The following is a 24,698-nucleotide window of genomic DNA, read 5'->3' as shown; positions in this document are numbered from 1 at the left end:
CGATCGAGCAAAGCGCCACCATGCCCACCGTCAGCAACACCGCTTCCACGACCTTATTCGAAATCGACCAACCGGACCAGTTCGGCCAGTTCATCCAGAGCAACCCGCTGGAAATCCTGCGCAATCTGCACGCGCTGACCAGACAGGGGGGATTCGTCAGTGTTTACTTTGATCGCGGTGAAAAATTTTTCCTGAGCACGATACTGGCCGTCGACGAAAGTCGACGCAGCATCGTGATCGATGCCCCACGCCAAGCGGAAGTCCTGCAGCAAGCGATGCACGCCGACATCGCTACCCTGTGCGCCAATCTGGAACGGATCAAGATTCAGTTCCATCTGCAGCGTCTGCAGCCAAATACCTGGGAAGACCGCGAAGCGCTGATCAGCCCCCTGCCGGAAAAAATGCTGCGCCTGCAGCGCCGCGAATTCTTCCGTATCCAGACACCGCTACTCAATCCCCTGCGCTGCCGCCTGATTCGCCAGCACGGCGATGGCCGTAGCGAGGTTTTCGAGTTCCCGCTGCACGACATCAGCGGCGGCGGCGTCTGTCTGATCGCACCGATAGAGATGGCGGAAAAATTTTCCCTGGGCGAACTGTTTGCCGATTGCCGCCTGGACATTCCCGGCGAAAGCGTGCTCTCGGTCAATCTCCGGGTGCGCGAACTGGCCCAGCTGGAAATGCACGACGGTCAGCCGCAGCTAAGACTGGGGTGCGAGTTCTTCAACCTGCCGGGCACCCGACTAAGCCTGATCGAGCGCTACATCACCCGGCAGGAACGCGAGAACAAAGCCCGACTCAACGGCTACGTCTGATCGGCCAGCGCTCAGACCTGCATGTTCATCACGTCCTGATAGGCCGTGACGAGCTTGTTGCGGACCTGAACCATCTCCTGGAACGAGACACTGGCGCTCTGCAGGGCGATCATCACTTCGTGCAGATTCTGGTTGCTGTCACCGGCGGCAAGTTTTTCCGCCATCTGGTTGGCCGATTTCTGGGCCTCGTTGACCTTGTCGATGGAGTTTTTCAGCACCTCGGCAAAATCGGTCACGCCGGCCGTCGTGCCGGAATTCCCGGCAGCGGGCAGGCCAGAGGCCTGCGCGGCGGTTGCCCGCAACGTGCTCAACATCTGTTCGATACCCTTGGTGTCCATCTGTCACTCCTTTTCGCAGGCAATTCAGAGCAAGAAGCAGGCCAATATCAGTCCTGATAGTGACCTTCCTCGCGATACTGCTGCAACTTGTAGCGCAAGGTCCGCTCGGAAATCCCCAGACGCTCGATCGCCAGCTTGCGCGAACCGCCGACTTCGGCCAGCGTCTGCAGGATGTGCTCGCGTTCGAGATCCTTGATGTTTCTATTATCGCCGTTTTTCGCGGCGACCGGCTGCCCGGCGCCAACCGCCGTCGTCGCCGCCGGCACCACCGCGTTAGCCGGCAAGTTCAAATGTTCCGCCGCGATTTCCTGCCCCGGCGCCAGGATCAGCGCGCGCTGGATGACGTTTTCCAGCTCCCGGACGTTGCCCGGCCAGGCGTGCACAGTGAGCGCCCGCTCCGCCGCCGGCGACAGGCGCATGCCGGTGCGTCCGAAACGACTGCCATGCTCGGCGATGAAATGGCGGGCGATCGGCACGATATCGAGCGGCCGCTGGCGCAAGGCCGGAATCGCCACCGGGAAGACGTTGAGCCGGTAGTAGAGGTCTTCGCGAAAGACCCCGCGAGCCACCGCTTCCGCCATGTCGCGGTTGGACGTGGCGACGATGCGGATGTTGAGCGCCACCGGCTTCTTGCCGCCGACCCGCTCGACTTCCCTTTCCTGCAGCACCCGCAGCAGCTTGGCCTGCAGCCCCAGCGGCATTTCCGTGACTTCGTCAAGTAGCAGGGTACCGTCCTGCGCCTGCTCGAACTTGCCGGCCTGGGCCTGCTGCGCCCCGGTGAAGGCGCCTTTCTCGTAGCCGAACAAGGTCGCCTCGAGCAGACTGTCGGGGATCGCCGCACAGTTGATGGCGACGAAAGGCCCGTCGCGCCGGGCCGAGTTCCGATGAATGAAGCGAGCGACCACTTCCTTGCCAACCCCGGATTCTCCGGTAAGCAAAACCGTCGCATCGGTCTGGGCGACGCGCCCGGCGATGGCAAACAGGTCGCGACTGGCCGGGTCTTCGGCGATCACCCCGGCATCACCGCGGGCGGCCGCCAGCTCGTACTTGTTGATATGCGCGAGCAGCGCCTGCGGCTCGAAGGGCTTGAGCAGGAAATCGCAGGCACCGGAGCGCATCGCATCGACCGCCTTGTCCACTTCCGCGTAGGCAGTCATCAGGAGCACCGGCAGGTGCGGCAGGTGGGCGCGGATTTCCTTGAGCAGGGTGATACCGTCCATCGGCATCATGCGCACGTCGCTGACGACGATCGAGAAGGCCTGTTCGTCGAGCGCGCGCAAGGCCGCCTCGCCGCCATCGACGGCGCGATAGCTGCGGCCGGCAAGTTCCAGCGTGTCGCCGATCGCCTCGCGCAGGCTGGGATCGTCCTCGACGACGAGAACCGGCAGGTTATGTTCGCTCATTGCTTCACTTTCATTTCAGTCTGCCGCCACCGGCAAGGTCATCACGAACTCGGCACCCTCGCCGCTCGCCGGCGCGATCTCTATCGTCCCGCCATGCGCGCGCGCGACACCGAGGGCGATGGCCAGGCCAAGACCGGTGCCTTGGCCCTTGGTCGTATAAAACGGCTCGAAGATCCGCCCCCGCTTCTCCGGCGCAATACCCGGCCCGGCATCGCGCACCGACAAGCTCAGCCAGTCCTTGCAAAAATTGCCGGTCAGGCAAATTTTGCCGCCCGCCGGCGTCGCCTGCAGTGCATTTTCCAGCAGGTTGACCAGGGCGCCGAACAGCGCCTTGCGGCTGCCGACGATTCTCGCATCGCCACATTCGTCGACCAATACAAATTCGATGCCATGTTCGCGCATCAGGGCGTCCATGGTCTGCGCCGCGTCCGCCAGCAGTTCGCCAGCCGGGATGATGTCGTGACCGATGCTCTCGCCGCGCGCGAAAAGCAGGACATCCTGGATCAGCCGTTCAAGTCGTCGCAACTGGCCGGTCGCCTTCTCCGAAAAACGGCTGCGCGCCTCGTCGCTGATCCCCGGCTGGCCCAGGTTGGAAGCGTGCAGCAGTGCCGCCGCCAGCGGCGTGCGCAACTGGTGCGCCAGCGATGCCGCCATTTCGCCCATTGCCGCCAGGCGCTGGCTGCGTTCCAGTTCTTCCTTCATCCGCTGCGCCGAGGTGATGTCGTGGATCAGCAGCAACTTGCCGTCGCCGGAAGGCAGCGTACTTTCGGCGATCGACACGCGCGCCTCGCCGAGCAGCCATTCACCGACGGTCAGCGTCGGCGCCAGCGACTGGCTGACCACGTCGCCCCAGTGCTGCCCCACCACCGCCTCGCCGAACATGGCGATGGCGGCGGGATTGACCGCGGTGACCCGGGCGCCCTGGTCAAGCAGGACGACCCCCGCCGGCAAAGCGTCGAGCAAAGAGGACAGGCGCTCCGACAAAGCCTCCTTTTCCCGGTACTGGCGACGTAATTCGCCATTGGCGACGGCCAATTCCTCGGTCAGCGAAGTCACCCGCGACTGCAGGGCTTCATAGGCCTGGGTCAGCTCCGCCGAGACCTGGTTGAACATGGCGAATGCCCGCTGCAATTCGGCGGCTTTATCGGCCGCAACGGGTTCGGCGGCCTGGCTTGGAGGGTTTGTCATTAAAATGATCGGGTGCATTCGGCGCCGGTAATAGTAGAATATTTCTAGGAAAATTTGGCTTCCCGATTGATTCTTCTTCTGTTTCTCTTTGATCGACCCGGCACTTGATGGCAGCAACCACCGATACCACCGCAGGAAATGCACCCCCTGAAAACCAGGTGCAGCGCCTGCGCGAGGCCTTCAACCGCCTCAGCGAGCGGCAGAAGATCGGGCTGGCCGTCGCCATCGCGGCGATCGTCGCGCTGATCGTCGGCTCCATCCTGTGGAGCCGTCAGCCGGACTACAAGGTTCTTTTCTCCAACCTCGACGAGCGCGACGGCGGCAACATCGTCGCCACGCTGGAACAGCAGAACATCCCGCACCGCATGTCGAGCACTGGCGCCATCATGGTGCCGGCCGAGCGCGTGCACGAAGTGCGCCTGAAGCTCGCCTCGCAAGGCCTGCCGCGCGGCGGCATGATCGGCTTCGAGCTGATGGAAAACCAGAAGTTCGGGATCAGCCAGTTTGCCGAGCAGGTCAATTACCAGCGCGGGCTGGAAGGCGAACTGGCGCGCACCATCATGTCGATCGGCTCAGTGCAGGCGGCGCGCGTGCACCTGGCGATCCCCAAACCCTCGGTTTTCGTCCGCGAAGAGCAGAAGCCGACCGCCTCGGTGATGCTCAGCCTCTATCCTGGCCGCACCCTCGACAGCGCCCAGGTCGCCGGCATCACGCATCTCGTCTCGTCGAGCGTGCCGCAACTGCAGCCGGGCAACGTCAGCATCCTCGACCAGAACGGCAGCCTGCTGTCGACGCTGAAGAACAAGCTGACCGAAGCCGGACTCGACGCCACCCAATTGAAGTATGTCCGCGAAGTCGAGAACGGCATCGTCGCCCGCATCGAGGACATCCTGAAGCCGGTGCTCGGCCCCGACAACTTCAAGGTCCAGGTAGCGGCCGACATCGACTTCTCGCAAAGCGAACAGACCGCCGAAACCTACCGCCCGAACGCGACACCGGAGACGACCGCGATCCGCAGCCGGCAGAACAACGAGACCGCCAGCGTCAACGAAGCCACCGGCGGCGTGCCCGGCGCGCTGACCAACCAGCCGCCGGTCCCCGCCACCGCGCCGCTGACCGCCCCGGCCACTGGCAACACTGCCGCCGCCGGCCAGCGTCCCGGCAATATCCCGGGCAACATCGACGCCGCCGGCATCACGGCGCCGATCAACGCCGCCGGCCAGCCGATCAGCACGGCCAAGAACTCGACCGTCAATTTCGAACTCGACCGCACCATCCGTCACACCAAGCAGGGCATGGGCGCGGTGCGCCGCCTGACCGCGGCCGTCGTCGTCAACCATCGCAAGGATGTCGACGCCAAGACCGGCAAGGAGATCACCAAACCGCTCGCCGACGCCGAGATGAAACAGATCAACGAACTGGTCCGGGAAGCGATGGGCTTCAGCCAGGAACGCGGTGATTCGATCTCGGTCGCCAACGCGCCGTTTACCGCCGTCGAGAAGGAAGAAATCAGCCTGCCGGTCTGGAAGGATCCGGAAATGCTGGGCGTCGGCAAGGAAATGCTGCAATACCTGTTGATCGTCGGCATCATCGCCTTCCTCTACTTCAAGATCATCCAGCCGGCGCTCCAGACCATGTTCCCGCCCCCGCCGAAGGCTGCCGAAGCCGCCGCCACCGCTGGCGCGGCCGGCCACCTGGGCGCCGCTGGCGAGACAGGCGAGGAAGAGGAAAACGTGGAAATCGACCACTACGCGATCAAGGTACAGAAGGCCCGCGACCTGGCGCAGAACGACGCCAAGGCGGTAGCCAACATCATCAAGGAATGGATGGGCGCCAATGCCAGCTGACGACGGACTGGAAAAGAGCGCGACCCTGCTCATCGCGCTGGGCGAGGACCACGCCGCCGAAGTGCTCAAGCACCTCGGCCCGCGCGAGGTGCAAAAGCTCGGCCATGCGATGGCCGCCCTCAAGTCTGTGCCGCGGACCACGGTCGAGGCCGTGCTCGACAACTTTCACAAGGACATCGAGGAACATTCGGCCGTCCATGTAGACACCGATAACTACATCCGCTCGGTGCTGACCAAGGCGCTCGGCGACGACAAGGCCTCCAACCTGATCTCGCGCATCCTGCAGGGCGGCGAAACCTCGGGCATCGAAGGCCTGAAGTGGATGGACGCACAGACCGTCGCCGACCTGATCAAGAACGAGCACCCGCAGATCATCGCCACCATCCTCGTCCACCTCGAACACGACCACGCCAGCGAAATCCTCAACCACTTCACCGAGCGCCTGCGCAACGACGTGGTGCTGCGCATCGCCACCCTGGAAGGTATCCAGCCTTCGGCGCTGCGCGAGTTGAACGAGGCGATGCTGCGCATCCTCTCCGGCTCGGCCAGCATCAAACGGACGGCGATGGGCGGCGTGCGCACCGTCGCCGAAATCCTCAACTTCATCGGCACCGCCAACGAAACCTCGGTGGTTGACGCGATCCGCGAGTACGACCCCGACCTGGCGCAGAAGATCCTCGACGAGATGTTCGTCTTCGAAAACCTGATGGACATCGACGACCGCTCGATCCAGATGATCCTGCGCGAAGTCCAGTCCGACTCGCTGGTGCTGGCGCTGAAGGGCGCCTCGCCGGAACTGCGCGAAAAGATCTTCAAGAACATGTCGCAGCGCGCCGCCGAAATGCTGCGCGAGGATCTCGAATCGAAGGGTCCGGTCCGCCTCTCCGAAGTCGAGGCGGAACAGAAGGAAATCCTCAAGGTGGTCCGCCGACTGGCCGACGAAGGACAGATCGTCCTCGGCGGCGCCGGCGGCGAGCAGATGATCTAAGGCATGGCCGGCGTCATTCCCAAGGAACAGTTGGCGGCGTACCAGCGCTGGCAGGCCAACGCCTTCGACGCTCCGGCCGCGCCGCCGGCGGCGCCCGCGCGCGAAGCGGAAGCGGCGCCGGGCGCAACGCTGCCGGAAGCGGAAGTCGAAAGCGTCAGCGCTGCCGCCTTCGCCCTGCCGACCGCCGACGAAATCGAGCAGATGCACGAACAGGCCCATGACGAGGGCTACCGCGCCGGTTACGAAGAAGGCCTGCAAGCCGCCCAGGCGGCAACGCTCGCCGCGCGCGAGCAGGAGGTCGCCCGCCTGGCGGCGATGACCGGCGCCCTGCGCGAGGCGCTGAACCGCCTCGACCAGGAAGTCGCCGAGCAATTGCTCGACCTGGCGCTGGAAGTAGCCGCGCAGGTCGTCGGCAGCAGCCTGAAAACCCAGCGCGAGCTGCTGCTGCCGGTGATCCGCGAAGCGCTGCAGGCGTTGCCGCTGCATCACGGCAGCATCGCCCTGCACGCCAACCCGGACGACCTTGACCACCTGCGCGACGCGCTCGACGAGCTGGTCGCGCAGAGCAATCTGAAGCTGGTGCCGGACAGCGGCATCGCCCCCGGCGGCTGCCTGCTCAAGGCCGGCCACAGCGAAGTCGATGCCAGCCTGGCGACGCGCTGGAAGCGGGTGCTCGAAGCGATCGGCGTCGATCCCGACAAATGGCTGCTGCGTTGAACGAAACCCCGATCGACCACGGCGGACGCTGGCAGAAATTCCTCGACGGCTGCCGGCTCGCCGCCGGCAATGCGCAGCCACTCTGGCCAAGCGGCCGCCTGACCCGGATCAACGGCCTGGTCATGGAGGCCTCCGGGCTCAAACTGCCGCTCGGCAGCACCTGCCGCATCTATCCGACTATAGGCGCCCCCGTTGAAGCGGAAGTCGTCGGCTTTGCCGGCGAAAAACTCTACCTGATGCCGTCCGACGAAGTCTTCGGCCTCGCCCCCGGCGCCCGCGTCGTTCCCTTCGACGCCCCCAGCCCGGCCCCGCAGATCGACCAGCCCGGCCACCTGAAACGGCGCGCCATCGACCGCGCCAAGCAGGTACCGGTCGGCGACGAACTGCTCGGCCGCGTCGTCGACGGCGTCGGCCGCCCGCTCGACGGCCAGGGACCGCTGCACGCCGCGCACGCCCGGCCGCTGCAGAGCCGGCCGATCAACCCGATGAGCCGGGCGGCGATCGAACACCCGCTAGACGTCGGCATCCGCGCCATCAACGCTCTGCTCACCGTCGGCCGCGGCCAGCGCATGGGCCTATTCGCCGGTTCCGGCGTCGGCAAGTCGGTGCTGCTCGGCATGATGGCGCGTTACACCGAAGCCGAAGTGATCGTCGTCGGCCTGATCGGCGAGCGCGGTCGCGAAGTCAAGGAGTTCATCGAGCAGATTCTCGGCGAGGAAGGCCGGCGCCGTTCCGTCGTCGTTGCCGCCCCGGCCGATACCGGACCGCTGATGCGCCTGCAGGGCGCCGCCTACGCAACGACGATCGCCGAATACTTCCGCGATCAGGGCCGCCAGGTCCTGCTGATCATGGACTCGCTCACCCGCTACGCCATGGCGCAACGGGAAATCGCCCTGGCCATCGGCGAACCGCCGGCGACCCGCGGCTATCCGCCGTCGGTTTTCGCCCGCCTGCCGCAACTGGTCGAGCGCGCCGGCAACGGGCCGGAAGGCGGCGGTTCGATCACCGCCTTCTACACCGTACTTGCCGAAGGCGACGACCAGCAGGACCCGATCGCCGACTCGGCGCGCGCCATCCTCGACGGCCACATCGTGCTCACCCGCAGCCTGGCCGATGCCGGCCACTACCCGGCGATCGACATCGAACAGTCGATCAGCCGCGCCATGGTCAACCTGATCGACAACCACCAGCTCGACAACATCCGCCGCTTCAAGGTCCTGTTCTCGCGCTACCAGCGCTCGCGCGACCTGATCGCGGTCGGCGCCTACGTTCCCGGCTCCGACCCGGTGCTCGACCAGGCCGTGGCCAACTATCCGAACATGGAAGCCTTCCTGCAACAGCGGATCGACGAGAAATCCGATTTCCCGACCGGGGTCGCCCACCTCGCCCAGCTTTTCATGTAAGCCATGAGTTCCACCTTCTCCCTGCAGCCCCTGCTCGAACTGATGCAGGAAAAGACTGACGAAGCCACCCGCCGCCTTGGCCAGCTCATCGCCGCCGAGCAGAACGCCCGCAGTCGCCTGCAGATGCTCGAGAACTACCGTGCCGAATACGCGGAGCGGCTGCGCCAGGCCATCTCGCAAGGGATCACCCGACAAGTGCTGGCCAACTACCAGGACTTCCTGGCCCGCATTGACGAGGCGATCCTGCAACAGCGAAAAATCGTCAGCCAGTCGGAAAACAACACGGCCCGCGGCCAGCAGGACTGGCAGGAAAAGAACACACGTCTGAAGGCGATCGGTACACTCTCCGACCGCCACGACGAACGCGAGCGGCGCAAGGAAGACAAGAGGGAACAAAAGCTGCTGGACGAATTCACCACCCGGAAATTCGCCACCCGGTCGAAAGACGGCACGCCGGAATAGCGGGCGGGCGCAATCGGCGGCGGAGAACGCGGTTGAGCGGGACAAGCCCGCGACCCGGCACGTTAATTGCTGAAACCCTGGTGCAAGCATAAACCAGGAATCATCATGGGCATCGAAGCCTTACTGCACTCGACCATCCACGGCCGCCACGGCAAAAACACCGGCAATTCCCAGGGCGCCGGTGGGGAATCACTGGCCGGCGGCTTTGCCGGGCTGTTGCAAGGCCACCTGAGCAGCCCCCTGGGCCCAAGCGAAGCCACGGACGGCAAGTCCTCGCCGCTGATGATCGACGACGAGTCGACGCCACTACTCGCCGACACTTCGCTTGCCGACCCCGCCCTACTCGCCACCATCATTCCGGCGGCCGGCAGCACGGAGCCTCGCCCGTCCCGCCCCGTCGATGCAAAAGCGCCCGCGGCAAACGACCAACCCGCGCCGACAGAGAGCAGCGGTGCAAGGCGGAGCGACCCGCAAGACGCCCTGGCTGCCGCCGCCTCCGCCCTCGACGCGATCACGCCGAGAAACGCTGCGCCGACCGACGGCGCGGCCGAAAGCACAACGCGCATCGCGCCTTCGAGCAACGCTCCCCGCACCCCTGCCGCCCCGGCAACGCCGATCGTCGATAGCGGGCGCTTCACCGACCAACTCGCCCTGGCAAGCACCCGCACTGCCGCCCCGACCGCGGCACAAGGCGACAGCCAGGCAAACCGTCAGGCCAGCACCGGCGAGCAGACACTGACTACCGAGATACCCGCCGCAACGAGCGCCACAACCTCGAGCGTGAGCAACGACAACAACGCCCGAGGCACTGCACGGAAACCTGCCACCGTCACGCCCGCCGCGCCACCGGCCACCTCGCCCGCGCAGCAAACGCAGCAAAACATGGCGGAAAAGCCAGCGCCGACCCAGCGCAAGGCCATTGACCAGGCTTTCACCAGCGACCGGCGAAATCTCGCCACAGCCCCGGCAAACGCCCCGGCAAACGCATCGGCCGACCCGCTGGCATCGGCCACCCGCGCGGCAAGTCCGACCCAGCCGGCGACGACCAGCAACGACACTCCCTTGCCCGTCAACAACCAGGCGAGAGGCATTGCCACCGGGATCGAGCGCATGCCAGAGACGCCGAGCGCGCCGACGCCTGCGTTCGAGTTTGCAAGCGCGCAGCGCCCTGCGCCGCGCCCGCTCCCCAGCGCCCAGCCTGCTGTCAGTTCGCAGCCGACGCCGGACGTCGATACCGCGCCGGAAGACCCGACACCCGTTCTCGCCAAAACCACGCAGAACCAGGTCCAGACATCGTCGGCACCGCTCCCGAGCGTCCCGTTGAGCAGCGCGACGGCGGCACCGGCCATCGTGACGGCTGCCACCACCGAATCCCTGTCCGGGCGCCGAGCAGCGATCCGCAACACCGTTCAGGAAAGTCGCGGCACACCTCCTTCCCCGCTTGCCGCGGCAAGCGATGCTGGCGATGAAGCCTTCGCCGTGCCCCAAACCGGGCAAGCGATCCGTGGCGCCGCCAGCGCATCGCCAGTCGCCGCAAGCCAAGCACAAAGCGCTGCGATCGCGGTAACGACCGACGTCAAACCGGAGAACACGGACGGCTCCAGCGTCCCGAGTGACTCGGCAAAACTTGCCGCCATGCCGGCAGCGCCGGCAAATACCGCGCCCCCGGCTGGACTTGCCGTGAGTGGCGAAGCGAGCGCAGCGCAGCATCCCGAAACCACCCTCCAGCTAGCCACCCATCTGCGCGATCCGCGCTGGGGCGAACAGCTTGGCGAACGTGTCGTGGTCCTGGCCCAGGGAGAAAAGAACTCGTCGGCGCAGATCGATATCAACCCGGCCCAGCTCGGGCCGATCCGGGTCAAGATCGACATGAACGGCGACCAGGTCTCCGTACAGTTCTCCAGCGCCTCGTCGGAAGTCCGCCAGGTACTGGAAGACGCCTTGCCGCGTCTGCGCGAACAGCTGGCGAACTCGGGCATCCAGCTTGGCCAGGCCAACGTCGGCTCGCAGTCGCAGCAAACGCCGCGCGAGGCTTTTGCCCAATCCACACCCTCGCCCCGTTCCCCTGGCGAAGGCGCTATACTTCCCGCTGAATCGCCGCTGGAGGCACAATCCTCCGGTCGCTTGATCCAGAGCGGACGTGGTCTGGTTGACCTGTTCGCCTAAAGAAGATGACCCGAGGGTAAAAGGAGAGGGAGAATCATGGCGAAGGATGCGAAGCCAGCCGAAGAGGGCAGCGAAGCCCCACCGAAGAAAAGCAAGAAACTGATCATCATCATCGTGGCGGTCGTCTTGCTGCTGGTCATCGCCGGCGGCGCCGCGGCGCTTCTGCTGAAGAAGGATGCCGACGCCGAGGCGGGCGACGAGGAAGTGGCGGAAGAAACCGAGAAGCCGGCGAAGAAGGCGGCCAAGAAGAAGGATCACGGCGCGCCGCCGGTCTTCGTCAACCTTGACGCCTTCACGGTCAACCTGGTCCCGGAAACCGGCGACCAGTACCTGCAAGTCGTCCTCTCGCTGGAACTCGACAATCCGGAAGCGCAGGCGCAACTGACGCAACTGATGCCGCGCATCCGCAACAACGTGACCCTGCTGCTGTCGAGCAAGAAGGCTTCCGAACTGCTACCCAAGGAAGGCAAGGAAAAGCTGGCTGGCGAGATCATGAACGAAATCAATTCGGCGATCGAGCCGCCGACCAAGAACAAGAAGGGCGAAGTCGTTCACGCCGAAGGCCCGGTAATCTCGGTGCTGTTCACCTCGTTCATCATCCAGTAAGGAGCCATGGCTGGCGACTTTCTCTCCCAGGACGAAGTTGACGCCCTGCTCAAGGGCGTCACTGGGGAAACCGACGATCCGGAAGAAGGCGGCGGGGACGAATCCGGGATTCGCGCCTACAACCTGGGCACCCAGGAGCGCATCGTCCGCGGCCGGATGCCGACGCTGGAACTGGTCAACGAGCGTTTCGCCCGTTACCTGCGCATCGGCCTCTTCAACTACATGCACCGCAACGCGGAAATCTCGGTCGGTCCGATCCGCGTGCAGAAATACAGCGAGTTCATCCGCAACCTGGTCGTCCCGACCAACCTGAACCTGGTCGCGGCCAAGCCGCTGCGCGGCACGGCGCTGTTCGTCTTCGACCCCAATCTGGTCTTCCTGGTCGTCGACAACATGTTCGGCGGCGACGGCCGCTTCCATACCCGCGTCGAGGGGCGTGATTTCACCGCCACCGAGCAACGCATCATCCAGGGCCTGCTGGGCGTCGTCTTCGCCGAATATTCGAAGGCCTGGAAGCCGGTGCACACCATCCAGTTCGAGTACATCCGCTCGGAGATGAACTCGCAGTTCGCCAATATCGCGACGCCATCGGAAATCGTCGTTTCGACCTCGTTCACGCTGGAATTCGGCGGCGCCACCGCCGACATGCACATCTGCTTCCCGTATTCGATGCTCGAACCGATCCGCGACCTGCTCTACAGCACGATGCAGAGCGACCAGCTATCGACCGACAAACGCTGGATCAGCACCCTGCGCAAGCAACTGCAGGGCGCCGAAGTGGAAATCGTCGCCCAGCTCGGTTCGGGCAAGGTTTCGCTGCGCGAGATCCTGCGACTGAAACCGGGCGACGTCATTCCCATCACCATCCCGACCAGCATCGAAGCGCTGGTGGACAACGTGCCGTTGATGGAATGCAGTTACGGCCAGCAGAACGGGCAATACGCGCTGAAGGTCGAAAAATTCATAGCCTCACCCCCCGAATTGAGCGGCGACCCCGCCAAGGGAGACAAGAATGTCTGAAGAAATGCAGGACCCCGGCATGGCCGACGATCAGATCAGCGACGACGACTGGGCCGCCGCCATGGCCGAGCAGGCCACCATCGATGCCAACGGGGCGGCCGCCCAGCCAGCGGCGCAACCGGCCGATATCTTTCCTTCCTTCGCCGCGCCACCGGCAACCGGCGGCGTCATGAACGAACTCGACATGATCCTGGATATCCCGGTCCAGATCACCGTCGAACTCGGCCGCACCAAGATCACCATCAAGAACCTGCTGCAGCTCGCCCATGGCTCGGTCGTCGAACTCGACGCGATGGCCGGCGAACCGATGGATGTCCTGGTCAATGGCACCTTGATTGCCCAGGGCGAAGTGGTGGTGGTCAATGACAAGTTCGGCATCCGGCTGACCGACATCATCACGCCCTCGGAGCGCATGCGCAAGATCAACCGCTGAGCCGGCGCCCCCAGCTGCACCGTCAGAAAGCCAGCGGCCGGGGTTTTGGGTTTAAGATAGCGCACTTTCCTTACCTGCCGCCTGCCGCCTTGCCGCGCCTTCTCCCGATTTCCGCTTTTCTGCCACTACCGGCGCTCGCCGCGGAAACTGCCGCCCCCGGCATTTCCAGCGGCACTTACGTGCAGGCGACGCTGGCGCTGATCTTCATCGTCGGCCTCCTGTTCCTCGCCACCTGGGCGGCACGCAAGGTTTCCGGCGGCAAGCGTTTCGGCCAGGGCAACATGAGGGTGATCAGCGGCATCGCGCTCGGCCCCAAGGAGCGTATCGTCCTCGTTGAAGTCGAGGAGCAGTGGCTGGTCATCGGCATCGTCCCCGGCCAGATCCGGACCCTGCACACCCTGCCCAAAGGCGTTGCCGAAAAGGCCTCGGGTGATGGCCAAGCGCCTGCCACGCCGCCTTTCGCCGACTGGCTGCAACGCATCCGCGAGCGACGCGACCATGCGGAATAAGCTGCCCCTGGCCCTGCTCGCGCTGACTATCGCCGGCCCGGTATTCGCCCAAGCCACCGGCCTGCCGGCGGTCACCAGCACGCCGGCCGGTGGCGGCGGGACGACTTACAGCCTGACCATCCAGACGCTGGTCCTGCTGACGGCGCTGACCTTCATTCCCGCCGCCGTCCTGATGATGACCAGCTTCACCCGCATCGTCATCGTCCTTTCGCTGCTGCGCCACGCGATGGGTACCCAGACCGCGCCGCCCAACCAGGTCCTGGTCGGGCTGTCGCTGTTCCTGACCTTCTTCATCATGGCGCCGACCCTCGACCGCATCTACGAGGAAGCCTACGTACCGCTCGCCGAGAACCGCATCGACATCATGCAGGCCGGCGAACGCGCCGCCGTTCCCCTGCGCAGCTTCATGCTCAAGCAGACGCGGGAGGCCGACATCGCGCTGTTCGCCGGCATCGCCCGCATCGACAAGATCGAGAAACCGGAAGATGTGCCCTTCCGCATCCTGGTGCCCTCATTCGTCATCAGCGAACTGAAGACCGCGTTCCAGATCGGCTTCATTCTCTTCATCCCCTTCCTGGTCATCGACATGGTCGTCGCCAGCATCCTGATGTCGATGGGGATGATGATGATGTCGCCGATCATGGTCGCCCTGCCGTTCAAGCTGATGCTGTTCGTCCTCGTCGACGGCTGGCATCTGGTCATCGGCTCGCTGGTCCAGAGCTTCAACCCATGACGCCGGGGACCGTGATGGAAATCGGCCGCCAGGCCATCGAGGCGGCATTGATGCTGTCGGCGCCGCTGCTCCTGGCGGCGCTGGTGGTTGGCCTGATCATCAGCATCTTCCAGGCGGCGACCCAGATCAACGAGGCGACGCTGCAGTTCGTCCCGAAACTGGTGGCGATCTTCCTGGTCCTGATCCTGTTCGGCCCCTGGATGCTGCAATACATGGTCGATTACATCCAGCGTCTGTTCGGCAGCATCCCGCAGCTGATCGGCTGATCATGCTGAGCCTGAGCACGGCGCAGATCGATGCCTGGATCGTCTTCTACGCCTACCCGCTGGCCCGCACGCTCGGCCTGATCGCCACCGTCCCCCTGTGGAGCACCGCCGGCATTCCGCGCCGGACGCGCCTGATCCTCGGCCTGGCGATCGCCGTCGCCATCGCCCCGGTGCTACCGGCGATGCCGGCGGTCGCCCCCGGTTCGCTCGACGGCCTGTGGATACTGGCGCAGCAGATGCTGATCGGCATCGCCATGGGCTTTGCCGCCCGCGTCGTCTTTGCCGCCGTAGACATGGCCGGCACCTACATGGGCTTCCAGATGGGCCTCGGCTTCGCCACCTTCTACGATCCGCTGGAAGGCGCCCAGACGCCGGTGCTTTCGGAGTTCATCGGGCTGCTGTCGCTGTTGCTGTTCATGGCGCTGGATGGGCATTTGCTGTTCGTTTCCACCCTGGCCCGCAGTTTCGAGTTGATCCCGGTGGCGCCGGAAGCGCTGTCGCCGAATAGCTGGCGCAACCTGGCCGAACTCGGCGGCAAGATCTTTTCCGCCGGTCTGCTGCTCTGCCTGCCGGTGCTGATCGCGCTGATGATCACCAACATCGCCCTCGGCGTGCTGAGCAAGGCTGCGCCGCAACTGAACCTGCTGGCCCTCGGCTTCCCGTTGACGCTGATCGGCGGTTTCGTGGTGATTGGCCTGAGCCTGCGCTACCTTGCCGTCCCGTTTCAGGAACTCTACGACTTCGCGATCCGGGCGATGCTGGAATTCGCCCAGCCGGCGCTTCAGTAGGCGCCGTTCAAGGCGAAGGAGTCGGCGGTTTCGCCCTTGACCAGGCGGATCGTTCCCTCGGCGACGCGCTGGGCGATCGGCGTCTGCGATTCGATGCCCTCGCTGTAACTGGCAATCTGGTAGGCGGCAAAGCCGTTCTTCTCCTGCAACTGCTGCGCCCGTCGCTTGAGGACCTGCAAGGCCTCGCCCGAGCCGCCGGTGTGGAAGCGCTTCATCTTCATCGATAGCCGGTAGCTGTCGTCGGCAAGCTTGGCTTCCTCGATTTCCCAGTTCGGCGCCAGCGGATCGTAGATCAGGTAAACCGCGGCGGCGGCGGCGAGCGCCATGCCGAGCTTGACGTTGGTGTTGGCGGCCAGCGAGAAGGTGCCGGTGCCCGCCGTGCTGCAGCCGCCGAGGGCGACGCAACAGGCCGCGACGAGGAGGATCGAAGGTTTCACAGGATACTGAACAGACTCATCTGGCTGGATTGCTTGAAGGTCAACTGCGCCGCCTGCAACTGCAACTGCAGTTGCGAGAACTGGGAGATGGCCGCGGTGTAATCAACTTCCTGCAGGTCCTGAAGACGGGTGGCGTACTGCAGGTCGAAATCCTTGCTCGCCACCTTCAGGTCGTCTAGCGTGTTGAGTCGGGTGCCGACCGAAGCGATGCGGTTCGCCACGTGGTCGATGGAAACGCTCAATTGATCCTGCAACTGCGCCCGCGTCGTTTCGTCGAAAGGAACGCCGCTGGTCGGATCGAAGATGTCGATCAGGTTCTGGACCGTCTCGAAGATCGAACTGCCGGTCTGGTTGCCCTGTGCATCCTTGACCTGCATGAAGACATCGAAACCGTTGTGTCCCATCTCCATGACGTTCGACGACGACACCCGAAGCTGCTGCTGCCCCTGGTCGCCGGCATAGGCGATACCGCTGCCGGAGGCTGTGAACGGCTTGGTCGACGACATGGTGCCGCTGTAGATGTAATTGCCGGTCCCGTCCTTGGCGTTGGCCAGGGTCAGGACGTTCTGCAACAGCTCCTCGAGTTCGGGAACCAGTGCCGCCCGTTGCGCGTCCCCCTTGCCCTTGCCGGTGGCGGCGAGTTCGTAGATCCGGGCCAGGCCATCCTCGAGATTGGTGAGGTTGGCTTCCATGTACGACAGTCGCGAGACCGCCGTGTCCTGGTTGCTGATGTACTGGTTGTTGATCGACTGCGACTGGCTGACTTGCTGTGCCTCCCAGGCGCCGATCGGGTCGTCGGACGGGGTCAGGATACGGCGCCCGGTCGACATCTGATTCTGCAGCTTGAACAAATCGGACTGCAAATCCTGCAGCCCCTGCGTTCCGGTGCCGAAGAGCATCGAGGTACTTATGCGCATTTTGCTCTCCCTTAGGATTTGAGCGACAGCAAGGTGTCGAACAGGGTGGTGCCGACCGACAGAATCTTGGCTGCCGCCTGGTAAGCCTGCTGGTACTTGATCAGGTTGGCCGCTTCCTCGTCGAGATTGACCGCCGACAGCGAATCGCGCGACGCCGTTGCCTGGTCGAGAACGGCGGTTTGCGCATCCATGCGGATTTTCGCCTCGCTGGTCTGGATCCCGTTGTCGGCGACGAGTTTGGAATAGGTCGACTGATAGCTGGCGGTGCCGCCGGACATCGTCTTCGTCGTCTGCAGGTTGGCGAGCTGCAGCACGTTGCGGCCGTCCTGCACACCATTGGTGTTGCGCGCGATGGTGAACTGGTCGCCGACCGCCGGCGTACCGCTGACGGAAAACGACATCCCGGAAAACTCGATGTTGTCGAGCGCCTTCCCCGCGTTGCTCAAGGGAATGCTGCCGCTGCCGGTGACTGCCGTACCGTCCGCATAAGTTGCGGTCCAGCTACCGGTCGCACCGTCCAGCGAACTGGCCGATGCCGTCAGCGTCTGCGGCAGGGAAGCGGCCGAGTAGCCGACGCCGACGCTGCCCTGGCCGATCAGCATGTTGCCGGTGTTGGCCTGCGCCTGGCTGACCCGCACCGGTGCCGCCGCCGCGATCAGCTTGGGATCGGCAACGATCTTGCTGTTGACGGCGAGACTGTCGATGCTGTTGCTGTAAGGCTTGACGACGAAACGATCGCCTTCGGCGCCAACCGCGTTGATGTCGAAGCTGAGTCCTTCGTCGGGCAGGGCAACCGTACCGCTGCCACTGCCGGTGGCGACAACCTCGTTGTCGCTCAGGCGGGTGATCGTATAGGCGCCGGCGGCGCCGAATTTCACCTGGTAATCAGACAGTTTGAGATTGGTGTAAAAACCGCCGTCGTTGGCCGTGCTGGCATTCGCCTGGGGCGCCAGGAAACTGACGGCGATAGCGCCACTGCCGGTATTCTTGGCATTGGCCAGCACACTCGGCGTGCCCAGCGTGAAGAAGTCGCTTTGCAGGCTGCCACCGTCGGCGGCGATGTTACCCAGCATGTCCTGGCCCAGCGCGTGCTGGGCATTGAAAGTCAGCGCCAGCGAAGTGGCGATCATGCCCAGTTCCGCCTTCGTCTTGTCGAGCGAACCACTGCGGAATTCCAGCAGGCCGCCGAGTTCACCGCCGACGATCGACGACTCGGGCAGCTCCAGCGAGACGTTCTTGCCCTGCAGACCGACCACGGTCCGCGACGCATCCGCCTGTGAAGGCTGTGCGGTCAAGGTCATCGCGCTGGTGCCGACCACCAGTTGCTGACCGTTGCCGAAAAAGAGGTTGACCGAACCATCGCCATTGTCGGTGGGGGTGACCTTGATCAGCTTGTTCAGTTCGTTGATCACCTGGTCGCGCTGGTCCAGCAAATCGTTGGCCGGCTGTCCGTAGGCGCCCTGCGCCGCGACGATGCGCTGGTTTAAGGAAGCGATTTCCTTGGCATAGCTGTTGATCGTCGAAACCGTATTCTCGATCCGGCTGTTGATCTGCTCGGACATATCCGAAAGACTGGTGTTCAGCTGGTCGAAACGGGAAACCAGGGTCTGGGCGGAACTGACCATCGACTGCCGGGCCGGCGCCGACGACGGATCGGAAGCCACCGACTGCACACCGGTAAAGAAGCTCTGCAAGGCCGGCGACAGACCAGCGCTGGAATCTGCAAACAGGTTGTCGATCTGCGATAGCTGGGTGTGCAGTGCTTCGAGTTCGCCGACACTGGACTGCGCGGAATTGACATGACCGGACAGGTAATTGTCGTACATCCGCTTGACCGTGTTGATCTCGACGCCCTGGCCGATAGCGCCCTGCCCGGTGTACACCGCGCCGCTCGTCGACTGCACCGTCATCTGGCGCGAATAGCCGGCGGTGTTCGCGTTGACGATATTGTGCTCGGTCGCCAGCAGACCCATTTGCGACACCTTGATGCCGCTGACGCCGATACTGAAAAGTCCTGTTGCCATCTTTCACCTCTAGGAAGGTCTACGGCCTCCCGACCAGAAAGTTAAGGCGGGTATCAACCGATCAGTGCTTGCCGGAGCGTCGGACCGTTGATGATGCTGGCCAGCTTCTCGGCGTATTTGGGATCGGTGGCATAGCCTGCCGCCTGCAACCTTCTCGCAAACTCCGTGCCATCCTGGGTGCCAATGACACCACCGTAACGCGAAGAATTGCGCAGCAGGCCGGCGTAATCGCGGAAGGCCTCGGCGTAGGACGAATAAGCCCGGAAATTCTCGACGACCTGTTGCGGCTTGCCGTCAACGTACTCGGTCGTCGTCACCGCCACGCTATCGCCGGTCCAGCCGGCCCCGGCCTTGATGCCGAAGAGGTTGTACGAGGAAGTCCCGTCCGCCTTGCGGATCTCGTTCTTGCCCCAGCCGCTCTCGAGCGCCGACTGGGCCACCAGGAACTGCGGCGGGATGCCGGTGGCGCGGGAAGCCTCGACCGCATGCGGCCAGACCTGACTGACAAATTCCTTGGGCGTCGTCGCTGCCGTCGCCTTGCTGCCGGACGCGGCCGCGCTGCTGGCAGCTGGCGCCGGATAGGCCGCCGAGGTCGGCAGGCGGCTCGGCACTTCGAGATACTGCAGATTCGTCGCCGCCGGCAAGTCCTTGCCGGCAAGGATTGCCGACAGATCGTCGCCGGCTGCCGCGCCGTCGGTCGGCGCGTACTGGCGGCCCAGTTGCTGTTCGATCAGCCGCGCGAAGCCGACACCATTACCGGACGACGCCATGTTCTGGGCCATCTGCTGATCGAGCAGGCTGTTGTAGAAACGTGTCTGGTCACTTTGCAGCAAGCCGTCGCTGGGTACGGTATCGCGCATGCTCTTGAGGACCATCTGCAGGAACAGGGTCTCGAATTGCTGCGCCGCCGCCTTCAGGCCGGCCTGCGGGTCCTTGCGCAACTGCTCGCGCAGGTCCTGCGTCGCTCCCACATCGAAAACCGCGCGATTGGGCGTGTTCTGAACCTTGATCGACATGGCGGCGACTCAGATCACTTCCAGTTCGGCACGTAGCGCGCCGGCCGCCTTCATCGCCTGGAGGATGGCCAGCAGATCCATCGGGTTTGCCCCCAAGGCGTTGAGCGCCTTGACCACGTCGGCCAGGCTGGTGCCGGCCTTGACGCTGACCAGGCTGCCGGCATCCTGATTGACCTGAATATCCGGACTGCCGCCGCCGGCGCCATCGACCACCACCGACAGGTTGCCGTGCGCCACCGCGCAAGGCAGCAGGGCGACTCGCTGATTCATGACCACCGAACCGGTACGCGGATTGACGACGACCTTGGCCTGCGCCGTTGCCGCGCGCACTTCGAGATTTTCCACGCGGCCGAGAAAAGCCACCCGCGCATCGGCGCTTTCCGGGGCACGCAGGGCAATGCGGCGACCATCGATGGCCTGCGCCGTCCCGGCGCCCATCGCCTTGTTGATCGCTTCGACCATGCTCATCGCTGTGCCGAAATCGCTTTCCGCCAGTTCGTAATAAACGAAACCACCCTGGCCGAGCGCCGTCGCCACGGCGCGTTCGACCGTCGCCCCGCCAGGAATCCGGCCCGCCGACAGATGGTTGACCGTAACGCTGGCGCCGCCGGCACCGGCGCCGACACCGCCGACCATGACGCTGCCCTGGGCCATCCCGTAAATTTGCCCGTCGGCGCCCTTGAGCGGTGTCAGCAGCAAGGTGCCGCCGCGCAGGCTCTTGGCGTTGCCCATCGACGACACCGTGACATCGATCGTCTGCCCGGGCTTGGCAAAAGGTGCGAGATTGGCGGTAACCATCACCGCGGCGACGTTCTTCAGTTGCAGCTTGCTGGTCTGATCGGCGGTCAGATTGACCCCCATCTGCGACAGCATGTTGCCGATGGCCTGCGTCGTGAATGGTGTCTGCGTCGTCTGGTCGCCGGTTCCGTCGAGGCCGACCACCAGCCCGTAGCCGATCAACTGGTTGTTGCGCACGCCCTGCAAGGCCGCCAGATCCTTGACCCGCTCGGCCTGCGCCGGCAAGGCGAAGAGCGGGCCGAGGCAACAGGCAAGCAGCGCCAGGCGCAGATTCCTGGTAGCGACAGAGAGCAGTTTCATGAGCGGTTTTCCCCGGCGGACGGACTAGAACGGCAAGACACTAAGAAAGAAGCGTGCCAGCCAGCCCATGACCTGGCCATCGGCGACCTGCCCGGACGACTTGTACTCGATCCGCGCGTCGGCGATCTTCGCCGAATCGACGGTGTTGGAAAAATCGACGAAAGAGGGATTGACGACGCCGGAGATGCGGATGAATTCCTGCTCGGCACCGATCGCAATCTGCTTTTCGCCCGATACCAGCAGGTTGCCGTTGGGCAGTACGTCGATCACGGTGACCGTCAGATTGCCGGTGAACACGGCATTGTTTGCCGCCTCGCCCTTGCCGTTGAAGTTGGTCGAGCTGGTGGCGGCCATGTCGAGGCCGCTCAGACCGCTGACCGGCATGCCGGCGAAGGCGGTGATGGCCGCCTTCTGGCTGTTGCTGCGGTCAAGCTTGTTGCTGGCCTTCTTCGACGCCGAGGTGTTCTCGGTGATGCGGACGGTGATCGTGTCGCCGACGAAGCGCGCCCGCCGGTCCTCGAACAGCGGTCGGGCAGCAGCGGCCTGATAAATGGCGCCGTTGGCCGCCGGCGCCAGTTGCCGCACTTCCGGACGCACCGTCATCGGCTGGTGCACGTTGGTCGGCGGCACGCTGGAACAGGCGGCGAGCAGGAGACAGGCAAGGGAAACAAGGACTTTCATGATTGCACCTCACAACTGCGTCAGGCGTCCCAGCATGGCATCGGAAGTGGAAATCACCTTGGAATTGAGTTCGTAGGCCCGCTGGGTCTGGATCATCGTCACCAGTTCTTCCGCCACGTTGACGTTCGAGGTTTCGACATAGCCCTGGCTGACGACGCCAGCGCCATTGCTGCCCGGCGTGTTCGGGGTTGGCGCGCCGCTGGCGGCGGTTTCCAGGAAGAGGTTCTGGCCGATGCTCTGCAGGCCGCCCGGATTGACGAAGGTGGCCACTTGTATCGTGCCGAGTTCGGTGGTCGCCGAACTGCCCGACTGGGTGATGCTGACGATCCCGTCGTTGCTGATCGTCAGCGAGGTGGCGTCAGCCGGGATGGTGATGTTCGGTTGCAGCGGATAGCCCTCGGAGGTGACGATCTGTCCCTGGTTATCCTTCTGGAAGGAACCGTCGCGGGTGTAACCGGTGGTGCCGTCGGGCAACTGGATCTGGAAGAAACCGGCGCCGTTGATCGAGACATCGAGCGTGTTTTCGGTTTTCTGCAGGTTGCCCTGGGTGAAGATACGCGCCGTGGACACCGTCCGGGCTCCGGTACCGAGCTGCAGACCGGTGGGGATCTGCGTCTGCTGCGAACTCTGCGCCCCCGGCTGGCGGATGTTCTGATAGAGCAGGTCCTCGAATACCGCGCGGGCGCGCTTGAAGCCGTTGGTACTGACGTTGGCCAGGTTGTTGGCGATCACGTCGAGCTGGGTCTGCTGAGCATCGAGACCGGTCCGGGCTATCCACAGGGAGCGAATCATCTGGTTTTCCTATCAAGCGCTGAGCGACAGCAACTGGTCGGCGCGCTGTGCGTTCTGGTCTGCGGTCTGCATCATCTTGATCTGCAGTTCGAATTGCCGGGAAAGGCTGATCAGGTTGACCATCGCGTCGGTCACGTTGACGTTGCTGCCTTCCAGCGTTCCGGAAGCGACCCGGACGTTCTCGTCGGCTGGCGCCGGCTGGCCGCTGCGCAGACGGAACAGGCCGTCGTCGCCACGCACCAGTTCGCCGTCGCCCGGATTGACCAGCTTCAGACGACCGACCGGGTTGACGTTGTTCGGCGTGCCGAAGGTGGAAATGATCGAAACCGTGCCGTCGGGCGCGATCTCGATGTTGTTGTCGGGCGGAATGGCGATCGGACCGCCGTCGCCCATCACGGTATGACCGGACTTGGTCTGCAGTTCACCATTGACGTTGACGTCGAGGCTGCCGGCCCGGGTATAAGCTTCGCTGCCGTCCGGCAAGCGGACCGCCAGCCAGCCGCTGCCCTGCACCGCGACATCGAGGCTGCGCCCGGTGAACATCAGCGGACCGGCGTCGAAGACGTCGGCCACCGAGGCATCGACGACGAAGGCGCGAGTCGGCATGGTATTGCCCTGGACCTCGACGGCGCGGAAGCGGTGCTCCTGCGCCTTGAAGCCGATCGTGCTGGCGTTCGCCAGGTTGTTCGCGGTGCCGGCCTGCTGCATGAAGACATGCTTGGCGCCGGTCATCGCGGTATAGATCAGGCGGTCCATGGCAATTCCGTCAGTGCAGCCTCAATACCCTCGATCAGCGCATGCTGATCAGCGTCTGCAGCAACTGATCCTGGGTCTTGATCGACTGCGCGTTGGCCTGGTAATTCCGTTGCTGGATGATCATCTGCACCAGCTCCTGGCTCATATCGACGTTCGATTCCTCGATCCGTCCCGAGCTGATCGTGCCGTTCAGCCCCTCACCCGGCGCGGCGACTGCCGGACTGCCGGAATCGATCGTCTCGCCCCAGAGGTTGTCGCCCAGCGAGGAAAGACCGTTCGGATTACGGAAGGTGGCAAGGATGACACGACCGAGTTCGCGCGTCTGACCATTGGTGTAGCTCGCCTGCATGATGCCGTCGGCCGAGATCGAAACGCTGGCCACTTCTCCCGGCGGCGAACCGTCCTGGGTCGTTTCATAAACCGCGGAATCGGCACGCCGCTGCGTGAATTGCGACAGGTCGTAATCGAAGGTCAAATCGGCAGCACCGGTACCCAGTGTGGCCGAGGGAATGCTGATCGTCCCTTCCCCACCCGACTCCCAGGCGCCCGTCGTCGAGTCGAAGACGATGTCGCTCTGCGTGGTCGGCGCGCTGTTGTCGAAGGTGGTGTAAACCCCCCAGGTATTCGACGTCGTCGGCGCCTCGCGCACGAAATACATGTTCAGGGAATGCTGGTTGCCAAGGCTGTCGTAGACCGCAACCGAAGTTGCGAAACTGTAGGAATCCGGATCATTGACATCGAATGGCGAAGTCGCCGGCACTTCGAGCTGCGAGTCGAGGTTGGCGCGCACCGTCACCGCGGCGCCGGTGTTACCGGTCGCCTTGGCGGCGATCCCCTGCGGTGGCACGTAGAGCGGGCGCGGGGTCGTCGAACCGATATAGGACACCATGCCGTCGGAACCGACGCTCTGGTAGCCCATCAAACGCTCGCCGAGCGCCGTCACGACGTAACCGTTCTTGTCGAGGTCGAACTGCCCGTTACGCGTGTAGGCGACCGTGTCGTTGCCGCGCTGGATGACGAAGAAGCCGTTGCCGCCGATCGCCATGTCCAGCGAATTGCCGGTTGCAGTGACCGCGCCTTGCGTGAAGCTTTGCCGGACCGCCTGATTGACGCTGCCCATGCCGACCTGCGCGGAGGTGGAACCACCGCCCATGGCCGATGCGAATGCATCCGCGAACACGGTGCTGCTTGCCTTGAACCCCGCCGTCGCGGCGTTGGCCACGTTGCTGGAGATCACGTCAAGCGCCCGCGCCGACGAGTTCAGCCCGCTAAGTCCTTGTTGAAATGCCATGATCTTT

26 protein-coding genes are annotated in these 24,698 nt (G+C 64.2%); 14 read left to right on the top strand and 12 right to left on the bottom strand.

The window, feature by feature from the left end; genetic code table 11:
- The first annotated feature begins 20 nt into the window (after positions 1–20).
- A complete protein-coding gene (locus ACLIIZ_RS06285) occupies positions 21–812 on the top strand; it encodes a flagellar brake protein (RefSeq protein WP_416691266.1) in 792 nt (263 codons plus the stop codon).
- An 11-nt stretch (positions 813–823) separates the two neighbouring features.
- On the opposite strand, the gene fliE is transcribed toward ACLIIZ_RS06285, so the two are convergent.
- The 3 genes from fliE to ACLIIZ_RS06270 are packed head-to-tail and all read right to left on the bottom strand — an operon-like array spanning position 824 to position 3,741.
- Positions 824–1,150: a flagellar hook-basal body complex protein FliE gene (gene fliE, locus ACLIIZ_RS06280; protein WP_416691265.1), complete on the bottom strand. Its 327-nt coding sequence runs from the start codon at positions 1,148–1,150 to the stop codon at positions 824–826.
- A gap of 47 nt (positions 1,151–1,197) precedes the next feature.
- Entirely contained in the window at positions 1,198–2,553 is a 1,356-nt protein-coding gene (locus ACLIIZ_RS06275) for a sigma-54-dependent transcriptional regulator (protein ID WP_416691264.1), read from the bottom strand.
- 15 nt (positions 2,554–2,568) lie between these two features.
- Entirely contained in the window at positions 2,569–3,741 is a 1,173-nt protein-coding gene (locus ACLIIZ_RS06270; protein ID WP_416691263.1) for a sensor histidine kinase, read from the bottom strand.
- Between the two features lie 107 nt (positions 3,742–3,848).
- Here ACLIIZ_RS06270 and fliF point away from each other — a divergent pair, with 107 nt between their 5' ends.
- From fliF to fliR, 13 genes are all read left to right on the top strand, one after another.
- Positions 3,849–5,588 (top strand): flagellar basal-body MS-ring/collar protein FliF, encoded by a 1,740-nt coding sequence (gene fliF / locus ACLIIZ_RS06265; protein ID WP_416691262.1) that lies wholly within the window; start codon positions 3,849–3,851, stop codon positions 5,586–5,588.
- Positions 5,578–6,576 carry a flagellar motor switch protein FliG gene (gene fliG / locus ACLIIZ_RS06260; protein WP_416691261.1) on the top strand — a complete coding sequence of 333 codons (999 nt, stop codon included), beginning with the start codon at positions 5,578–5,580 and terminating at the stop codon, positions 6,574–6,576. Before fliF ends, fliG begins: the two co-directional genes overlap by 11 nt.
- A 3-nt stretch (positions 6,577–6,579) precedes the next feature.
- Complete coding sequence (locus tag ACLIIZ_RS06255) at positions 6,580–7,293, top strand: flagellar assembly protein FliH (protein WP_416691260.1); 714 nt, start codon at positions 6,580–6,582, stop codon at positions 7,291–7,293.
- A complete protein-coding gene (gene fliI, locus ACLIIZ_RS06250) occupies positions 7,278–8,696 on the top strand; it encodes a flagellar protein export ATPase FliI (RefSeq protein ID WP_416691259.1) in 1,419 nt (472 codons plus the stop codon). Before ACLIIZ_RS06255 ends, fliI begins: the two co-directional genes overlap by 16 nt.
- 3 nt (positions 8,697–8,699) lie before the next feature.
- Positions 8,700–9,158 carry a flagellar export protein FliJ gene (gene fliJ, locus ACLIIZ_RS06245; protein WP_416691258.1) on the top strand — a complete coding sequence of 153 codons (459 nt, stop codon included), beginning with the start codon at positions 8,700–8,702 and terminating at the stop codon, positions 9,156–9,158.
- Between the two features lie 105 nt (positions 9,159–9,263).
- Positions 9,264–11,324, top strand: a complete 2,061-nt coding sequence (locus ACLIIZ_RS06240) for a flagellar hook-length control protein FliK (protein WP_416691257.1) — start codon at positions 9,264–9,266, stop codon at positions 11,322–11,324.
- A 36-nt stretch (positions 11,325–11,360) separates the two neighbouring features.
- Positions 11,361–11,930, top strand: coding sequence for a flagellar basal body-associated FliL family protein (locus tag ACLIIZ_RS06235; protein WP_416691256.1), 570 nt, complete (start codon positions 11,361–11,363; stop codon positions 11,928–11,930).
- A gap of 6 nt (positions 11,931–11,936) precedes the next feature.
- Positions 11,937–12,950 (top strand): flagellar motor switch protein FliM, encoded by a 1,014-nt coding sequence (fliM, locus tag ACLIIZ_RS06230; protein WP_416691255.1) that lies wholly within the window; start codon positions 11,937–11,939, stop codon positions 12,948–12,950.
- A gap of 19 nt (positions 12,951–12,969) precedes the next feature.
- Positions 12,970–13,383: a flagellar motor switch protein FliN gene (fliN, locus tag ACLIIZ_RS06225; protein ID WP_416691290.1), complete on the top strand. Its 414-nt coding sequence runs from the start codon at positions 12,970–12,972 to the stop codon at positions 13,381–13,383.
- A gap of 89 nt (positions 13,384–13,472) precedes the next feature.
- Positions 13,473–13,892 (top strand): flagellar biosynthetic protein FliO, encoded by a 420-nt coding sequence (gene fliO, locus ACLIIZ_RS06220; RefSeq protein WP_416691254.1) that lies wholly within the window; start codon positions 13,473–13,475, stop codon positions 13,890–13,892.
- Entirely contained in the window at positions 13,882–14,625 is a 744-nt protein-coding gene (gene fliP, locus ACLIIZ_RS06215; RefSeq protein ID WP_416691253.1) for a flagellar type III secretion system pore protein FliP, read from the top strand. The genes fliO and fliP overlap by 11 nt, the downstream gene beginning before the upstream one ends.
- The gene (fliQ, locus tag ACLIIZ_RS06210; RefSeq protein ID WP_416691252.1) at positions 14,622–14,891 is read left to right on the top strand and encodes a flagellar biosynthesis protein FliQ; all 270 of its coding nucleotides are present in this window, start codon (positions 14,622–14,624) and stop codon (positions 14,889–14,891) included. Before fliP ends, fliQ begins: the two co-directional genes overlap by 4 nt.
- Before the next feature lie 2 nt (positions 14,892–14,893).
- Positions 14,894–15,679: a flagellar biosynthetic protein FliR gene (gene fliR, locus ACLIIZ_RS06205; protein WP_416691251.1), complete on the top strand. Its 786-nt coding sequence runs from the start codon at positions 14,894–14,896 to the stop codon at positions 15,677–15,679.
- Here fliR and ACLIIZ_RS06200 read toward each other — a convergent pair.
- The 9 genes from ACLIIZ_RS06200 to flgE are packed head-to-tail and all read right to left on the bottom strand — an operon-like array spanning position 15,673 to position 24,691.
- Entirely contained in the window at positions 15,673–16,116 is a 444-nt protein-coding gene (locus ACLIIZ_RS06200) for a hypothetical protein (RefSeq protein ID WP_416691250.1), read from the bottom strand. The two genes, fliR and ACLIIZ_RS06200, sit on opposite strands and share 7 nt — an antisense overlap.
- The gene (flgL, locus tag ACLIIZ_RS06195; protein WP_416691249.1) at positions 16,113–17,033 is read right to left on the bottom strand and encodes a flagellar hook-associated protein FlgL; all 921 of its coding nucleotides are present in this window, start codon (positions 17,031–17,033) and stop codon (positions 16,113–16,115) included. The genes ACLIIZ_RS06200 and flgL overlap by 4 nt, the downstream gene beginning before the upstream one ends.
- An 11-nt stretch (positions 17,034–17,044) precedes the next feature.
- The gene (flgK, locus tag ACLIIZ_RS06190; RefSeq protein WP_416691248.1) at positions 17,045–19,057 is read right to left on the bottom strand and encodes a flagellar hook-associated protein FlgK; all 2,013 of its coding nucleotides are present in this window, start codon (positions 19,055–19,057) and stop codon (positions 17,045–17,047) included.
- Between the two features lie 53 nt (positions 19,058–19,110).
- On the bottom strand, positions 19,111–20,073 hold the full coding sequence (gene flgJ / locus ACLIIZ_RS06185; RefSeq protein WP_416691247.1) for a flagellar assembly peptidoglycan hydrolase FlgJ: 963 nt from the start codon (positions 20,071–20,073) through the stop codon (positions 19,111–19,113).
- A 9-nt stretch (positions 20,074–20,082) separates the two neighbouring features.
- Positions 20,083–21,171 (bottom strand): flagellar basal body P-ring protein FlgI, encoded by a 1,089-nt coding sequence (locus ACLIIZ_RS06180; RefSeq protein ID WP_416691246.1) that lies wholly within the window; start codon positions 21,169–21,171, stop codon positions 20,083–20,085.
- A 24-nt stretch (positions 21,172–21,195) separates the two neighbouring features.
- Positions 21,196–21,852: a flagellar basal body L-ring protein FlgH gene (locus ACLIIZ_RS06175; protein ID WP_416691245.1), complete on the bottom strand. Its 657-nt coding sequence runs from the start codon at positions 21,850–21,852 to the stop codon at positions 21,196–21,198.
- A gap of 9 nt (positions 21,853–21,861) precedes the next feature.
- Complete coding sequence (gene flgG / locus ACLIIZ_RS06170) at positions 21,862–22,644, bottom strand: flagellar basal-body rod protein FlgG (RefSeq protein WP_416691244.1); 783 nt, start codon at positions 22,642–22,644, stop codon at positions 21,862–21,864.
- Positions 22,645–22,656: 12 nt separating this feature from the next.
- On the bottom strand, positions 22,657–23,400 hold the full coding sequence (flgF, locus tag ACLIIZ_RS06165) for a flagellar basal-body rod protein FlgF (RefSeq protein ID WP_416691243.1): 744 nt from the start codon (positions 23,398–23,400) through the stop codon (positions 22,657–22,659).
- A 34-nt stretch (positions 23,401–23,434) separates the two neighbouring features.
- Positions 23,435–24,691, bottom strand: coding sequence for a flagellar hook protein FlgE (gene flgE, locus ACLIIZ_RS06160; protein WP_416691242.1), 1,257 nt, complete (start codon positions 24,689–24,691; stop codon positions 23,435–23,437).
- Between the last annotated feature and the right edge of the window lie 7 nt (positions 24,692–24,698).

The sequence above is a fragment of the Azonexus caeni genome (assembly GCF_048146105.1).
Lineage (GTDB): Bacteria > Pseudomonadota > Gammaproteobacteria > Burkholderiales > Rhodocyclaceae > Azonexus > Azonexus aromaticus_B.
The sequence above is the reverse complement of the archived record's forward strand: the minus strand, read 5'-3'. Positions and strand labels throughout refer to the sequence as shown.

Bases quoted from the DNA above. Each gene is read 5' to 3' on its own strand.
- ACLIIZ_RS06235 (WP_416691256.1), top strand. From the start codon at position 11,361: ATGGCGAAGGATGCGAAGCCAGCCGAAGAGGGCAGCGAAGCCCCACCG.
- fliF (WP_416691262.1), top strand. From the start codon at position 3,849: ATGGCAGCAACCACCGATACCACCGCAGGAAATGCACCCCCTGAAAAC.
- ACLIIZ_RS06285 (WP_416691266.1), top strand. From the start codon at position 21: ATGCCCACCGTCAGCAACACCGCTTCCACGACCTTATTCGAAATCGAC.
- flgK (WP_416691248.1), bottom strand. From the start codon at position 19,057: ATGGCAACAGGACTTTTCAGTATCGGCGTCAGCGGCATCAAGGTGTCG.
- flgF (WP_416691243.1), bottom strand. From the start codon at position 23,400: ATGGACCGCCTGATCTATACCGCGATGACCGGCGCCAAGCATGTCTTC.
- fliJ (WP_416691258.1), top strand. From the start codon at position 8,700: ATGAGTTCCACCTTCTCCCTGCAGCCCCTGCTCGAACTGATGCAGGAA.
- ACLIIZ_RS06240 (WP_416691257.1), top strand. From the start codon at position 9,264: ATGGGCATCGAAGCCTTACTGCACTCGACCATCCACGGCCGCCACGGC.
- fliI (WP_416691259.1), top strand. From the start codon at position 7,278: ATGGCTGCTGCGTTGAACGAAACCCCGATCGACCACGGCGGACGCTGG.
- fliQ (WP_416691252.1), top strand. From the start codon at position 14,622: ATGACGCCGGGGACCGTGATGGAAATCGGCCGCCAGGCCATCGAGGCG.
- fliR (WP_416691251.1), top strand. From the start codon at position 14,894: ATGCTGAGCCTGAGCACGGCGCAGATCGATGCCTGGATCGTCTTCTAC.
- ACLIIZ_RS06180 (WP_416691246.1), bottom strand. From the start codon at position 21,171: ATGAAACTGCTCTCTGTCGCTACCAGGAATCTGCGCCTGGCGCTGCTT.
- ACLIIZ_RS06270 (WP_416691263.1), bottom strand. From the start codon at position 3,741: ATGACAAACCCTCCAAGCCAGGCCGCCGAACCCGTTGCGGCCGATAAA.
- flgE (WP_416691242.1), bottom strand. From the start codon at position 24,691: ATGGCATTTCAACAAGGACTTAGCGGGCTGAACTCGTCGGCGCGGGCG.
- fliG (WP_416691261.1), top strand. From the start codon at position 5,578: ATGCCAGCTGACGACGGACTGGAAAAGAGCGCGACCCTGCTCATCGCG.
- fliN (WP_416691290.1), top strand. From the start codon at position 12,970: ATGGCCGACGATCAGATCAGCGACGACGACTGGGCCGCCGCCATGGCC.
- flgJ (WP_416691247.1), bottom strand. From the start codon at position 20,073: ATGTCGATCAAGGTTCAGAACACGCCCAATCGCGCGGTTTTCGATGTG.
- ACLIIZ_RS06255 (WP_416691260.1), top strand. From the start codon at position 6,580: ATGGCCGGCGTCATTCCCAAGGAACAGTTGGCGGCGTACCAGCGCTGG.
- ACLIIZ_RS06175 (WP_416691245.1), bottom strand. From the start codon at position 21,852: ATGAAAGTCCTTGTTTCCCTTGCCTGTCTCCTGCTCGCCGCCTGTTCC.
- fliP (WP_416691253.1), top strand. From the start codon at position 13,882: ATGCGGAATAAGCTGCCCCTGGCCCTGCTCGCGCTGACTATCGCCGGC.
- fliM (WP_416691255.1), top strand. From the start codon at position 11,937: ATGGCTGGCGACTTTCTCTCCCAGGACGAAGTTGACGCCCTGCTCAAG.
- fliE (WP_416691265.1), bottom strand. From the start codon at position 1,150: ATGGACACCAAGGGTATCGAACAGATGTTGAGCACGTTGCGGGCAACC.
- flgG (WP_416691244.1), bottom strand. From the start codon at position 22,644: ATGATTCGCTCCCTGTGGATAGCCCGGACCGGTCTCGATGCTCAGCAG.
- ACLIIZ_RS06275 (WP_416691264.1), bottom strand. From the start codon at position 2,553: ATGAGCGAACATAACCTGCCGGTTCTCGTCGTCGAGGACGATCCCAGC.
- flgL (WP_416691249.1), bottom strand. From the start codon at position 17,033: ATGCGCATAAGTACCTCGATGCTCTTCGGCACCGGAACGCAGGGGCTG.